This is a genomic window from Georgenia satyanarayanai (assembly GCF_023715365.1).
Classification (GTDB): Bacteria; Actinomycetota; Actinomycetes; order Actinomycetales; family Actinomycetaceae; genus Oceanitalea; species Oceanitalea satyanarayanai_B.
Window position 1 is genome coordinate 49524 of sequence record NZ_JAMBNZ010000005.1, and the last position, 13235, is coordinate 62758.

12 protein-coding genes are annotated in these 13235 nt (G+C 74.3%); 3 read left to right on the forward strand and 9 right to left on the reverse strand.

The genetic code is table 11. The annotated features are described in order from the left end of the window. The first annotated feature begins 1 nt into the window (after window position 1). The 3 genes from M3148_RS08005 to M3148_RS08015 are packed head-to-tail and all read left to right on the forward strand — an operon-like array spanning window position 2 to window position 3389. Window positions 2–991, forward strand: a complete 990-nt coding sequence (locus M3148_RS08005; protein WP_251304152.1) for an ABC transporter permease — start codon at window positions 2–4, stop codon at window positions 989–991. Further along, window positions 988–1836, forward strand: coding sequence for an ABC transporter permease (locus M3148_RS08010; protein ID WP_251304153.1), 849 nt, complete (start codon window positions 988–990; stop codon window positions 1834–1836). Before M3148_RS08005 ends, M3148_RS08010 begins: the two co-directional genes overlap by 4 nt. After that, complete coding sequence (locus M3148_RS08015; RefSeq protein WP_251304154.1) at window positions 1833–3389, forward strand: ATP-binding cassette domain-containing protein; 1557 nt, start codon at window positions 1833–1835, stop codon at window positions 3387–3389. Before M3148_RS08010 ends, M3148_RS08015 begins: the two co-directional genes overlap by 4 nt. 76 nt (window positions 3390–3465) lie before the next feature. Here the strand turns inward: M3148_RS08015 and M3148_RS08020 are convergent, their stop codons facing one another. The 9 genes from M3148_RS08020 to M3148_RS08060 form a co-directional block, all read right to left on the reverse strand. Further along, window positions 3466–6138 (reverse strand): phosphoenolpyruvate carboxylase, encoded by a 2673-nt coding sequence (locus M3148_RS08020; protein ID WP_251304155.1) that lies wholly within the window; start codon window positions 6136–6138, stop codon window positions 3466–3468. Window positions 6139–6672: 534 nt separating this feature from the next. Continuing rightward, on the reverse strand, window positions 6673–7467 hold the full coding sequence (locus M3148_RS08025) for an MBL fold metallo-hydrolase (protein WP_251304156.1): 795 nt from the start codon (window positions 7465–7467) through the stop codon (window positions 6673–6675). Continuing rightward, entirely contained in the window at window positions 7464–8288 is an 825-nt protein-coding gene (gene murI / locus M3148_RS08030; protein WP_251304157.1) for a glutamate racemase, read from the reverse strand. The genes M3148_RS08025 and murI overlap by 4 nt, the downstream gene beginning before the upstream one ends. 17 nt (window positions 8289–8305) lie before the next feature. After that, window positions 8306–8923: a DUF2017 domain-containing protein gene (locus M3148_RS08035; protein ID WP_251304158.1), complete on the reverse strand. Its 618-nt coding sequence runs from the start codon at window positions 8921–8923 to the stop codon at window positions 8306–8308. A 1-nt stretch (window position 8924) separates the two neighbouring features. Continuing rightward, on the reverse strand, window positions 8925–9230 hold the full coding sequence (clpS, locus tag M3148_RS08040) for an ATP-dependent Clp protease adapter ClpS (protein WP_251304159.1): 306 nt from the start codon (window positions 9228–9230) through the stop codon (window positions 8925–8927). A 128-nt stretch (window positions 9231–9358) separates the two neighbouring features. Continuing rightward, a complete protein-coding gene (locus M3148_RS08045) occupies window positions 9359–9514 on the reverse strand; it encodes a hypothetical protein (protein WP_181424561.1) in 156 nt (51 codons plus the stop codon). A 96-nt stretch (window positions 9515–9610) separates the two neighbouring features. Next, window positions 9611–10945: a nicotinate phosphoribosyltransferase gene (locus tag M3148_RS08050; RefSeq protein ID WP_251304160.1), complete on the reverse strand. Its 1335-nt coding sequence runs from the start codon at window positions 10943–10945 to the stop codon at window positions 9611–9613. Window positions 10946–11011: 66 nt separating this feature from the next. Further along, window positions 11012–12847, reverse strand: coding sequence for a DEAD/DEAH box helicase (locus M3148_RS08055; protein WP_251304161.1), 1836 nt, complete (start codon window positions 12845–12847; stop codon window positions 11012–11014). Continuing rightward, entirely contained in the window at window positions 12844–13182 is a 339-nt protein-coding gene (locus M3148_RS08060) for a DUF3039 domain-containing protein (protein WP_251304162.1), read from the reverse strand. The genes M3148_RS08055 and M3148_RS08060 overlap by 4 nt, the downstream gene beginning before the upstream one ends. Window positions 13183–13235: the final 53 nt, after the last annotated feature.

Sequence of the window (13235 nt, forward strand, 5' to 3'; positions counted from 1 at the left end):
GATGACCGTGCTGCGCTGGCTGCTCGGGCGCCTCGCCGCCGCGGCGCTGGTGGCCTGGGTGGTCGCCACCGTCGTCTTCTTCGCGCTGCGCTCGGCCGGCGGGGACCCCTCCGAGGCGATTCTCGGCGGTCCCGGTTCCCAGGCGAGCCCGGAGGCGGTCGCCCTGGTCCGCGCGGAGTACTCCCTGGACGAGCCGCTCCTCGTCCAGTACCTCCTCCAGCTCGCGCGCACCGTCACCTTCCAGCTCGGGGACTCCTACGCCCGCCGGCGGCCGGTCTCCGAGCTCGTCGGCGACCAGCTCACCGGCACGCTCGTGCTCGCGGCGCTGGGACTGCTGCTCGCCTGGGTCCTCGCGCTGGCGGTGGCGACGGCGGCGGTCCTCGCCCGCGGCCGCGTGGCACGCCGGGCGGTGGGGCTGCTGCGCGGGGCGGAGGTCGTCGCCTCGGTCATGCCGCACTTCTGGCTGGGAGCCGTGCTCATCGCCGTCTTCGCCGGCGGGCTGGGCTGGCTGCCCGCCACGAGCAGCAACAGCTCACTGCGCTCCCTGCTCCTGCCCGCCGTCACCCTCGCGGTGCCCGTGGCCGGCTTCCTCGGCCAGGTGATGCGCGACGGTCTGGAGGAGGCGCACACCGCCCCCTTCGCGACGACCTCCCGCTCCCGCGGCGCCTCGGAGGGCCGGGTGCTGTGGCGCCACTCGCTGCGGCACGCGGCGCTGCCGGCCATCGCGCTCTCCGGCTGGGCCTTCGGCTCGTTGCTGTCCGGTGCCGTCGTCGTCGAGACGCTCTTCGGCCGGCCCGGGCTGGGCCGCCTCCTCATCGACGCGACGCACTCCCGCGACGTGCCCGTCGTCATCGGCGTCGTCCTCGTCATCGCGCTCGGCTACGTCATCGTCATGTCGGTGGCCGACGTCCTCGAGCGGGTCGTCGACCCGCGGCTGCGGGGCCGCGTCGAGGCCGTGCGCAGCGCCCCGCAGGGGCAGATGGTCGCGTGACGCCCGAGCTGGTGCGCGCCCCGCGCGCATGGACGGCACGAGCCCGGCGGGTACTGGGCCCGGGCGGTGTCGTGAGTGCCGCCGTCGTCGTCCTCGTGCTGGTCGCGGCGCTGTGGCCGCAGCTGCTCGCGCCCGGCGACCCGACCGCCGTCGCCCCGGCCGACGCCTACCAGCCGCCGGGGAGCGGGGCGCTGCTCGGGACGGACGCGTCGGGTCGGGACGTGTACACGCGCGTGATCCACGGCGCGGGCCAGTCGCTCGGGGTGGGTGCGCTCGCGACGGCGATCGGGCTCGCTCTCGGCGTGGTGCTCGGCTTCGGCGCCGCGCTCGGGCCGCGGTGGCTCGACGGCCTGCTCAGCCGGGTCATCGAGGTGCTCTTCTCGCTGCCCAGCCTCGTGCTCGCGCTCCTGCTCGTCGCGGTCCTCGGTGCCGGCGTGGGGCCCTCGGTCATCTCGGTGGGGCTGGCGACGGCGCCCGGCTACGCGCGGATCCTGCGCGCGCGGGCCCAGGCGGTGGCACAGAGCGCCTACGTCGGCGCGGCCCGGCTCGAGGGCGTCTCGGCGCCCGTCACGTTCGTGCGGCACGTGCTGCCGAACACGGTGTGGCCGCTCGTGGCGGTGGCGACCCTCGGCATCGGCCAGGCGATCGTCTGGGTGTCCGCGCTGAGCTACCTCGGCCTCGGCGCCCTGCCGCCCTCCCCGGAGTGGGGCGCGATGCTCAACGCCGGCCGCCTCCACATCACGAGCTCGTGGTGGCTCACCGTGGCGCCCGGGCTGGCGATCACGGTGACCGCGGCGGCACTCACCATGCTCGGGCGCAGGCTGAGCGCAGTGGCCCCCTCATGAGCACCGTCCTCGACGTCGCCGGCCTCACCGTCGCCTTCCCCGGGGTGGGCGAGGTGCTGCGCGGGGTGGACCTGCGGCTGGAGGCCGGACGCTGCCTCGCCGTGGTCGGGGAGTCCGGTGCCGGGAAGTCCGTGCTTGCCCGCAGCCTCGTCGGTCTGGCCGGGGAGGGCGGCGCGCCCGCGCGGGTGCGCGCTGGGCGCCTCACCGTGAACGGGCGGGACCTGCGAGTCGCCGACGAGCGGCAGTGGCGGGCGCTGCGCGGGCAGGACGTCGGCCTCGTGCTCCAGGACGCCCTGCAGTCCCTCGACCCGCTGCGGACCGTGGGCGCCGAGGTCGGCGAGGCCCTCGCGGTGCGCGGGGTGGGCCGCGCCGAGCGGCACGAGCGGGTGCTCGCGGCGCTGGCCGCCGCCGGGCTGGACGAGCCGGCGGTCCGCGCGGCGCAGCGCTCGGGCGAGCTGTCCGGTGGCATGCGCCAGCGTGCGCTCATCGCCTCGGCGATCGTCTCCGAGCCGGCCCTGCTCGTCGCGGACGAGCCGACCACCGCCCTGGACGCGACCGTTGCCCAGGGCGTGCTCGAGATGCTCGGCCGGCTCCGCGATGCCGGCACCGCGATCCTCCTCGTGAGCCACGACCTTGGCGCCGTCGCGCGGCTGGCCGACGACGTCGTCGTGCTCGACGGCGGACGCGTGGTCGAGTCCGGACCGGCCGGCGTCGTCCTCACCACCCCCGCCCACGAGGTCACCCGTGCGTTGCTCGACGCCGTCCCGCGCGGTACCAGGCCGCCGGTGGCCGAGGCGGGGCGCGAGGTGCTGCGCGCGAGCGGCCTGCACCGCCGCTACCGGCTGCCCGGCGGCGGGTCGGTCAGCGCCCTGGACGACGTCTCGCTCGTCGTGCGCCGCGGGGAGGCGGTGGGGGTGGTCGGGGAGTCCGGGAGCGGGAAGTCGACGCTCGCGCGGATGCTCGTGGCCGCCGAGCAGCCCGACGCCGGACGGGTGGAGCTGGCCGGGGAGCCGTGGAGCGAGCTGCCCGAGCGCCGGCGGCGGTCGCGCCGTCACCTCGTGCGGCTCGTCCCCCAGGACCCGCTCGGCTCCTTCGACCCGCGCTGGAGCGCCGGCCGGGTGCTGCGCGCGGCGATCCGGGCGTCGGGCGGCGACCGCACGCCCGCCGAGCTGCTCGAGCTCGTGCGACTGCCTCCCGGCACGCTGGGACGGCGGCCGCGGGCCCTGTCCGGTGGCCAGCGCCAACGGTTGGCGATCGCCCGCGCCCTGGCGGCCGACCCGGAGGTGCTCGTCCTCGACGAGCCCGTCTCCGCCCTCGACGTCACCGTCCAGGCGGCGATCCTCGAGCTCCTCGTCGAGCTCCAGGAGCGCACCGGGACCGCGCTCGTGCTCGTGTCCCACGACCTCGCCGTCGTGCGGCAGGTGTGTCACGCCGTCGTCGTCATGCAGCGCGGGCGCGTGGTGGAGGAAGGCCCGGTGGACGAGGTGTGGCAGGACCCGAAGGCCTACGCGACCAAAGCCCTCCTCACCGCCGCCACCCCACCCACCCCCTAACCGCATATGCGCGAAAACTGCGGTCTCCACGCTCGGCGGGCCGCAGTTTTCGCGCATATGCGCAGTTGTTGGGTGGTCAGCCGGTGTTCTGGAGGCCCGCGGCGATGCCGTTGACTGACAGGAGGAGCAGGCGCTTGATCTCGGCGAGCTCCTCCTCGGTGCGGGCCTCGCCGGTCTCCGTCCGCAGCGCGCGCAGGGCGCGCAGCTGGATGAGGGAGAGCGCGTCGACGTAGGGGTTGCGCAGCTGCACCGCGCGACCCAGCACGCGGCGGCCCTCGAGCGGGTACTCGTGGCCGGTGATGCGCAGGACCCACTCGGTGGTGAGGTCGAGCTCCTCGAGCACGAGGCCGGCGAGGTCCTCGCGGTCCCCGAGGGCCAGGTACTGGCGGGCAATGCGCCGGTCGGTCTTGGCCAGTGACATCTCGACGTTGTCGATGAGCGTGTTGAACAGCGGCCACTCCCGGTAGGCCGTGCGCAGCTGCTCGATGTCACCCACCGCGGCGAGCGCGGAGCCCAGACCGAACCAGCCGGTGAGGTTGATCCGCGCCTGGGTCCAGGCGAAGACCCACGGGATGGCGCGCAGGTCCTCGAGGGACTCCACCGACAGCCCGCGGCGGGCCGGGCGGGAGCCGAGGGGCAGCAGGCCGACCTCCTCCTGCGGGGTGACCTGCGCGAACCAGGGGGCGAAGCCCTCGGCGTGGATGAGGTCGAAGAAGCGCTCGCGCGAGCGCTCGTCCAGGGTGCTGGCGAGGCCGGCGAAGCGCTCGGCGGCCGCGGCGTTGCGCTTCTCGGTCGACGGGGCGGAGGCGAGGAGCGTGGCGGCGGCGACCTGGTCGATGTGCCGGGCGGCGATCGCGCGGTCCCCGTAGCGGGCGGTGATGACCTCACCCTGCTCGGTGAGCTTGAAGCGGCCGTCCACCGAGTGCGGCGGCTGGGCGAGGATCGCCCGGTTGGCGGGGCCGCCACCGCGGCCGAGCGCGCCGCCCTTGCCGTGGAAGAGGGTGAGGCGGATGTCGTGGCGCTGCGCCCAGGCGGCGATCTCCTCCTGCGCGGTGTAGATCGCCAGGGTCGCGGAGACCGGGCCGACGTCCTTGGCGGAGTCGGAGTAGCCGAGCATGACCTCCATGCGCCGGCCCGTCTTCTCCAGGCGGGCCTGCACCTGCGGGACCTCGAGCATCTCCTCGAGGATCCGCGGGGCGTTCTGGAGGTCGTCGAAGGTCTCGAACAGCGGGACGACGTCGAGGACCGGCGCCGCCTCCGCGGAGCCGAGCGCGTGCTCGGCCAGGCGGTAGACCGCGATGAGGTCCTCGCTGCTCCGGGTGAAGGAGACGGTGTAGCGGCGGCAGGCGTCCACGCCGTGGCGGCGCTGGATCGCGGCGATGGAGCGGAAGGTCTCGAGGACCTCCTCCGGGTCGACGCTCGGCTCGGGCATCGAGTCCGGATCCGCGATCCACGCGAGCGTCTGGGCGTGCACCTTGGAGTGCTGGCGGACCTCGAGCTCGGTGAGGTGGAAGCCGAAGGACTCGACCTGCCAGATGAGGTTCTGCAGGTCGCCGTGCGCCTTGCGCAGCGCACCGGCCTGGCGCAGGGAGTCCTGGACCACGCGCAGGTCCGCGAGGAGCTCCTCGGCGCCGGAGTAGGCGAGGTCGGCGTCGCGCTCGCGCGTGGCGGCCAGCCGGGCCGCGGCCACGAGCATGACGCGGCGGTGCGGCTCGCGCGGGGAGCGGGCGGCCACCTGCGCGGTGACCTCCTCGGAGAGCTGGCGCTGGGTGCCCCACAGCGCGGTGAGCTCGGCGGAGGGCGGGGTGGACTTCTCGTCGAGGGTCATCGCCAGGCCCACGCGGGCGGTCTCCCGCTCGAGGGCGGTGAGGACGTGCTCGGCGGCGATGGCCGCGGCCTGCCGGGTGACCTTGGCGGTGACGTTGGGGTTACCGTCGCGGTCCGCGCCGATCCAGCTGCCCAGCCGCACGAAGGGCGTCGCCCGCGGGGCGGCGAGGCCGCGCTCCTCCCCGAGCAGCCAGTCGTCGGCCTGGCGGTACACCTGCGGCAGCACCTCGAAGAGGGTCGCCTCGAAGACGGACATCGCCGTGAAGACCTCGTCGACCGGCGAGGGCTTCGTCTCGCGCAGGTGGGCGGTGCGCCACATCGTGTCGATCTCGGCGAGGAGACGGCGCTCGATGCGCAGCCGGCCGTTGGCGCCCAGCCGGGGGTCGTCGGCCTCGGCGACGAGCTCGGAGATCCGGCGGATCGAGCCGGACACGGCGCGACGGCGGGCCTCGGTCGGGTGAGCGGTGAGGACGGGGTGGAACTCGATCTCACGCAGGCGGCGCGCGGCCTCCTCCTCGGAGGTCTCGGCGGCGAGCTGCACGTAGGCGCCGGCGAGGGCGTCGGCCCGCGGGGTGGCGTCCTCCCGGGCGCGCAGGGCGCGGACCCGGTGGTACTCCTCGGCGAGGTTGACGAGGTGGAAGTAGCAGGTGAAGGCGCGGGCGACCTGGTCGGCGCGCTCGACGGTGAAGGAGTCGATGAGGGCCTGCGCCTCGGCGAGGCGGCCGTCGCCGTCGGTGTCCTCGACGGCGCCGATCGCCAGCTCGCGCAGGCGCTCGACGTCGGTGAAGAGCTCCTCCCCGCCGTCCTCCCGCAGCACCCGCCCGAGAAGCACACCGAGGGTGCGCACGTCGGCGCGCAGGTCGTCGGGCATGTCGAGGCGGGCGTTGCTCCGTGCTTCGTCCGGTGAGGAGGTCTGCGTCATGGGGCTCAGGTTAACGACACCCGACGGCGGGCCGTGACTCGCGTCCACGACGTGCACAGGTGCAGGAGTCGGGTCCCCGTGGTAGGCGCTCAGCTGTTACCGCCCAGCATGCGACGGAGCTCCACCTCCCCGGCCGCGGTCAGCCCCGAGCGTCGTCCTCGACCCGGCCCGCCCGCCGACTCGCCCTGAGTGCCCGGCGTGGTCGTCGGGCAGCCGGGGCGGCAGCGAGCGCGGGCCGGCCCAGTACCGCACGTCGTGGCAGAGCACGAGGACGCGACCACCCCACAGGAGGCGGGCCGGCCAGTACCCGAAGCGGTCGCTCGGGTCACCGGCCCTGGCCACCTCGCGGCCCGAGCCAAGCCGTGCCGCCGAGGACAAGGACGCGCCCGCCGCCGCTCGCCGACCTCCCCGCTTGTCCTCCCACCTCCCACCTCCGCCCGGCCCTCGATGAGGAGAACGGGGGAGCTCAGCAACGGAGCACCGGCGGGGCGTGACGACACGTCAGCCGTGGACAGGCAGTCGGGAGGGGTGGGGCTACAGGGTCCAGACCGCGCCGGGGGCAGCGAGCTCGATGGGGCCGCCGTAGGTCTCGGCGGCCTCGGCGCGGACGACCTCGGCGTCGGTCCACGGCGGCAGGTGGGTGAGGACGAGCTGCCGGGCGTCGGCCAGCGTCGCCGCCTCACCGGCCCGCCGGCCGGTGAGGTGGATGCCACGCACGGAGTCCCGGCCCTCCTGGAAGGCCGCCTCGCAGAGGAAGAGGTCGACGTCCCGGGCGACCTCGACGAGCCCGTCGCAGGTGTCGGTGTCCCCTGAGTAGGCGAGCGCGACCTCCCTGCTCCCGTCTTCGGACGGGCCGGTCACCCGCACGCCGAACGCCGGCACGGGGTGGTCGACGGGGACGGACTCGATCCGCAGCGGCCCCACGCTCACCGCCTGGCCGGGGGTGTGCGCGCCGAAGGTGAAGGAGGCGTCCAGGGCGCTGAGGTCGTCCTCCATCGTCAGCGCGCCGATCCGCTGAGGCGTGTCGGCCGGGCCGAGCACCCGCACCGGCCCGAGGGCGCCTGCCGGGTGGTAGCGGCGGTAGACCTCCAGGCCGGTCATGTCGACGACGTGGTCCGCGTGGAGGTGGCTGAGGACGACGGCGTCCAGCCGGGCCGGGTCCAGGTGACGCAGCAGTGCCCCGAAGGCGCCGGAGCCGAGGTCGAGCAGGATGCTCCACGTGCGGGTCGTGCCGCCCTCGTCCGGCCCGTCGGCCTGGACGAGGTAGCAGGAGGAGGCGGAGTCGGGGCCGGACATCGACCCGGAGCAGCCCACGACCGTCAGCCTCATGCGGTGACCTCCAGCTCGGCGTCGCTGTCGACGCGGTCGACCTCGGGCCCGAGGAACCGGCGGGCCAGTCTGGAGAAGCTCGCGCCCTCGCCCGTCGCGAGGAAGCGGTGCTCCGGCGGTGGGGCGGCAGGGTCCCGCTCGAGGTCGTGCGCGACGAGGGTCCGGTAGGTGTCCTTGGCCGTCTCCTCGGCGCTCGAGACGAGCGTGACCTCCTCGCCCATGACGTAGGAGATGACACCCGTGAGGAGCGGGTAGTGCGTGCAGCCGAGGACCAGGGTGTCCACCCCTGCCTCCCGCACCGGCTCGAGGTACTCGCGGGCCGCCTCGAGGACCTCCGGTCCGGAGGTGATGCCCCTCTCGACGAGCTCCACGAAGCGCGGGGCGGCGTTCATCGTGAGCTCCAGGTGCGGTGCGGCGGCGAAGGCGTCCCGGTAGGCCCCGGACTCGATGGTCGCGCGGGTCCCGATGACGCCGACCTTCCCGCTGCGGGTGGCGGCGACGGCGCGGCGCACGGCCGGCTGGATGACCTCGACGACGGGCACGCCACCGCCCACCGTGTAGCGCTCGCGCGCGTCACGCAGGACGGCGGAGGAGGCGGAGTTGCAGGCGATGACGAGAGCCTTGACCCCGGAGGCGACAAGCCGGTCCATGACGTCAAGGGCGAGGGCGCGGACGTCGGCGATGGGCTTGGGGCCGTAGGGCGTGTGCGCAGTGTCCCCGATGTAGAGCATCGACTCGTGGGGCAGCTGGTCGAGGATCGCACGCGCGACCGTGAGGCCTCCGACACCTGAGTCGAAGACACCGATCGGTGCGTCGTTCACGCTGCCCGAGCGTAGTGTCACGACGGCCCGCCCGACATGGCCTCCAGGAGTGACTCCTGCCACCACGTGAGCGCGGCGTAGAGGCTGGTGAGCGCGGCGTCGAGCTCGTCGGCGGGCGTCTGCGGCTCCCCGCCGCCCGCGCGCTCGTAGACCCGCTCGGCGTCCTCGTCGGTCTCGATGCCCAGCCGGGACGCGAGGACGAGACGCAGGTCGGTGAGCGCCGAGAGCCACGCCCGCTCCTGCCCCGCCCGCACGACGACCAGGCCGGTGCTCGCCACGAGGGCGTCGTGCACCACCCGCAGCTGCTCGGTCTTGGTCGCGCGCAGCGAGCCCTCGGTGAGGCGGCGCATCTCGGCGGCGAGCTCGTCGTCGTCCGTGCTCGCCGGGGGCAGCAGGCGGGCCAGGGCCGGGTCGCGCGGCGTCTGTCCCGCGGCCGGGTCCCAGTCGAGGGAGGCGAGGATCTCCTCCTCCGCCGACGGCGCGGGTGAGCCGTGGTCGTCGGGAGCGTCGTCGTCGGCATCGAGGGGCAGCCCGAGGAGCTCACAGGTGTCGGCGGTGACGCGCGCGATGATCCGCAGCTCGGCGTGCTCGAGCTCGCAGGCGTAGCCGCCGGGGACGGCGGTGAAGGCGCGCACCTCAGCCCTCTCCCTCGGGGGCGAGGGTGGCCCACAGGCCGTAGGAGTGCATCGCCGTCACGTGGACCTCCATCGTCTCGCGGGCGCCCTCGGCTACGACGGCGTGGCCGTCGTGGTGGACCTGGAGCATGAGCTCGTGGGCACGCTCCTGGGAGTAGCCGAAGTACGTGCGGAACACGTAGGTCACGTAGCTCATGAGGTTGACCGGGTCGTTCCACACGATGGTGCGCCAGGGGCGCGCGGGGCGGCGCTCCTCCTGCTGCGTCTCCACCGGCACGGTGGCCGGGTGTGGTGTCGTGACCGTCATGCACCCAGCCTAGGCACGAGCGGGGACTGTCGCGGCCATGACCTCGGACACGGCAAGGCCCGGCAGGAACGTGCCTGCCGGGCCTCGGTACACGTGTGACGAGCGGTTGGAGGACCGCTGGCCGGGCGCTACACCCTGTTCTTGCCGCGTCCCACCAGCGAGAGGATCAGCGAGATCACGAGGATGGCGACACCGATCCAGATGAGGATCTGTGCAGCCTCGACGGCCACGCCGATGATGAGCATGATCACGCCCACAATGATGAGGATCAGCCACAAGGACATACGAGCTCCCTTCGTTCCGGTACCTGTCCGGCACCGCAGTGGCCATAATCGTTGCGGACATTGTTCAGGTCGGCATCTTGAACGAGAAAGTCACCCTCAGCCGAGGACGTGGCGGGTGGGGATCGCCGGCTCCCCCTCGCTCAGCCGCCAGCCCTCGTAGGGCAGCGCGGCACGCGAGGCGACGTGGCGCTCCGCCGCTGCGCGCACGGCGTCGGGGCCGCGGTGCTCGTCGGCGACGACGCCCCGGGTGACGAGGGGCAGCTGAAGGGGCCGGGCGCCGTGCTCGGCCAGCACGCGCGCGCCGGAGGCCTCGTCGTCGCAGCCCACGACGAGCTCCTCCTGGGCCACCCCGTTCTCGAAGACGCGCCCGGCGACCTTGAAGCCGCCGACGGTCACCTTGGCCGCGGAGGCCTTGGCGACGTCGACCATCTGCCCGTCCGCGCCCTCCCGCTCGACAAGCTTGTAGACGAGCTCCGCCGTCGGGAGCCCGGAGCCGGTGACGAGCCTCGTGCCCACGCCGTAGGAGTCGACGGGGGCGGCACCGAGGGCCGCGATGGCGTACTCGTCGAGGTCGGAGGTGACGGTGATCCTCGTCGTCGTCGCGCCGAGCGCGTCGAGCTGGCGGCGCACCGTGAAGGCCTGGGCCACGAGGTCGCCGGAGTCCAGACGCACCGCGCCGAGCTCCCCGCCGTGACGGCGGGCGGCCGCGACGGCGAGCTCGACCCCGCGCTCGACGTCGTAGGTGTCGACGAGGAGCGTGGTGCCCGGCCCCATCGCCCGCACCTGGGCGTCGAAGGCCGCCTCCTCGTCGTCGTGCACGAGGGTGAAGGAGTGGGCGGCGGTCCCCATCGTCGGGATCCCGTAGGAGCGTCCGGCCTCGAGGACGCTCGTCGCGACGAAACCGCCGACGACGGCGGCTCGTGCGGCGGCGACGGCGGCCTCCTCGTGGGTGCGCCGCGCCCCCATCTCCAGGCACGGGCGCCCGTGGGCGGCGGTCGTCATGCGGGAGGCGGCCGCGGCGACGGCGGAGTCGTGGTTGAGGACGGAGAGCACCACCGTCTCGAGGAGGAGGGCCTCGGCGAAGGTGCCGCGGATGGTGAGGATCGGTGAGCCGGGGAAGAAGCACTCCCCCTCGCCGTAGCCGAGGACGTCCCCGCCGAAGCGGTAGCCGGCGAGGTAGTCGAGGGTCTGCCCGCTCACCACACCGTGCTCGCGCAGCCAGTCGATCTCGGCGCCGGAGAAGGTGAAGTCGGCGATGGCGTCCAGCACCCGGCCGGTGCCGGCGACGACGCCGTAGCGCCGCCCGCCGGACAGCCGCCGCGAGAAGACCTCGAAGACGCTGCGCCGGTGCGCGGCACCGGACTGGAGGGAGGCCTCGAGCATCGTCAGCTCGTAGCGGTCGGTGAGGAAGGCGGTCGTCGCACGGGGCATGGCGTCCAACCTAGCGACGACGCCGGCCCCGTGCAGGGACGCCCGCGCCGCGCGGGCGACGCGGGGCTACGTGCGGCCGACGAACCAGTTGCGCAGCAGGGCGATCCTCGCCTCGAGCTCCTCGGTGCTCGCGAGGGGCACCTCGGGGCCGCCGCAGGCCTTGCGCAGCTCGCTGTGGACGATGGCATGGGCCATGGTGCTGCGCCGCGACCACGCGGCCACGAGGCTGGAGAGCTCCTTGCGCAGCGCGGCCCGCCGCTTGTGGTCCGAGACCCCGGCGTTCTCCTCCCGCTGGGCGCGGGCCGCGGTCTGCCGCTTCTGGGACTTGACCTGGTCGGCCTGGCGCGCCTTGAGGAGGGAGCGGACCTGGTCCGGCTCGAGGAGCCCGGGCAGCCCGAGGTACTCCTCCTCCTCGATGGAGCCGACCTCCGCCCCCGTACCGAACTCACCGCCGTCGAAGAGCACCCGGTCGAAGGAGGCCTGGGCGTCCAGCGCCTCGAAGCCGGGCAGCATGAGGTCGTCGCTGGCCTTCTCCTCGCGGTTGGCGGCCGCGACGAGGGCGTCCTCCGGGGTGAAGAAGTCGCCCTTCTCCTCGGAGGTGAGGACCCGGTCCAGGGCGTGGTCCCGCTCGACCTCCAGCTGGGCGGCGAGCTCGAGCAGCACCGGCACGCTGGGGAGGAACACCGAGGCGGTCTCCCCGCGTCGGCGGGCACGTACGAAGCGGCCGATCGCCTGGGCGAAGAAGAGCGGGGTGGCCGCGGACGTCGCGTAGACGCCGACGGCGAGGCGGGGCACGTCCACCCCCTCGGACACCATCCGCACGGCGATCATCCACCGCTGCTCACCGGCCGCGAACTCGTCGATGCGGGCGGAGGCGCCGTCGTCGTCGGACAGGACGACCGTCGGCTTCTCACCGGTGATCTCGGTGAGGACGCGCGCGTAGGCGCGGGCCTTGGTCTGGTCGGTGGCGATGACGAGGCCGCCGGCGTCGGGGACGCCGCGGCGCACCTCGGTGAGGCGGCGGTCGGCAGCCGCGAGGACGGCGGGGACCCAGTCACCCTTGGGGTCCAGCGCGGTGCGCCAGGCCTGGGCGACGAGGTCCTTGGTCAGCGGCTCGCCGAGGGCGGCGCTGACCTCGTCACCGGCGCGGGTGCGCCAGCGCATCTGCCCGGAGTAGGACAGGAAGATGACCGGCCGCACGACGCCGTCGCGCAGCGCGTCGGCGTAGCCGTAGGAGTAGTCCGCCCGGGAGCGGCGCACGCCGTCGGCGTCCCGCTCGTAGGTGACGAAGGGGATCGCCGCGGTGTCGGAGCGGAACGGGGTCCCGGTGAGGGCCAGGCGCCGGCGGGCGGGCTCGAAGGCGAGCCGGATGCCGTCGCCCCAGCTCAGCGCGTCCCCGCCGTGGTGCACCTCGTCCAGGATGACGAGGGTGCGCTCGTTCGTCGTGCGCCGGCGGTGCAGGTCGGGGTTCGCCGCGACCTGCGCGTAGGTGAGCGCGACGCCGTCGAAGCTCGCGCCGTGACGCTCCTGGGCGTTGCGGAAGGCCGGGTCGATCTGGATGCCCACGCGCGCGGCTGCTTCGGCCCACTGGCCCTTGAGGTGCTCGGTGGGGGCGACGACCGTGATCGCTGTGACCTCCCCGCGCGAGAGCAGCTCGGTGGCCACCCGGAGGGCGAAGGTCGTCTTGCCGGCGCCGGGGGTGGCGACGGCGAGGAAGTCACGCGGGTCGTCGGCGAGGTACCGCTCCAGCGCCTCGGCCTGCCACGCGCGCAGACGCGACGCCGTCCCCCAGGCCGCCCGCGCCGGGTAGGCGGGGGGCAGGTGCTCGGCGGCAGCGGTCGAGACGGCCGCAGGGGTGCCCTGCGTCGTCGTGACCGGCCTGCGCGAGGGTGCGGCGCTCACTCTCCGCTTCCGCCGCGGCCGCCACGGCCGAAGCCGCTGAAGCGTCCGCCACCGGAGCCGGACCCGCCACCCTGGATGCCCTCGTAGATCTCCTTGCACGTGGGGCACACCGGGTACTTCTTGGGGTCGCGCCCCGGGGTCCACACCTTGCCGCACAACGCCACGACCGGCTGGCCCGACAGCGCGGAGGACATGATCTTGTCCTTCTTCACGTAGTGGGCGTAGCGGTCGTTGTCACCGGCCTCGTGCTCGCGGAGCTCCTCGCGCTCGAGGACGCTCGTTCCCGACGACGTCGACGGCTCGCTCGGGCTGCTGGGGGGCTCGGTGGAACTCATGCCGACCAGTCTAGGTCGTCCTCCGGCCGGGGTCCCGGTGGCCGGCTGTGCCG

Coding starts and splice junctions, on each gene's coding strand:
- clpS (WP_251304159.1), bottom strand. CDS start 9,230: ATGACGGTCACGACACCACACCCGGCCACCGTGCCGGTGGAGACGCAG.
- M3148_RS08050 (WP_251304160.1), bottom strand. CDS start 10,945: ATGCCCCGTGCGACGACCGCCTTCCTCACCGACCGCTACGAGCTGACG.
- M3148_RS08005 (WP_251304152.1), top strand. CDS start 2: ATGACCGTGCTGCGCTGGCTGCTCGGGCGCCTCGCCGCCGCGGCGCTG.
- M3148_RS08015 (WP_251304154.1), top strand. CDS start 1,833: ATGAGCACCGTCCTCGACGTCGCCGGCCTCACCGTCGCCTTCCCCGGG.
- M3148_RS08020 (WP_251304155.1), bottom strand. CDS start 6,138: ATGACGCAGACCTCCTCACCGGACGAAGCACGGAGCAACGCCCGCCTC.
- M3148_RS08045 (WP_181424561.1), bottom strand. CDS start 9,514: ATGTCCTTGTGGCTGATCCTCATCATTGTGGGCGTGATCATGCTCATC.
- M3148_RS08060 (WP_251304162.1), bottom strand. CDS start 13,182: ATGAGTTCCACCGAGCCCCCCAGCAGCCCGAGCGAGCCGTCGACGTCG.
- M3148_RS08025 (WP_251304156.1), bottom strand. CDS start 7,467: ATGAGGCTGACGGTCGTGGGCTGCTCCGGGTCGATGTCCGGCCCCGAC.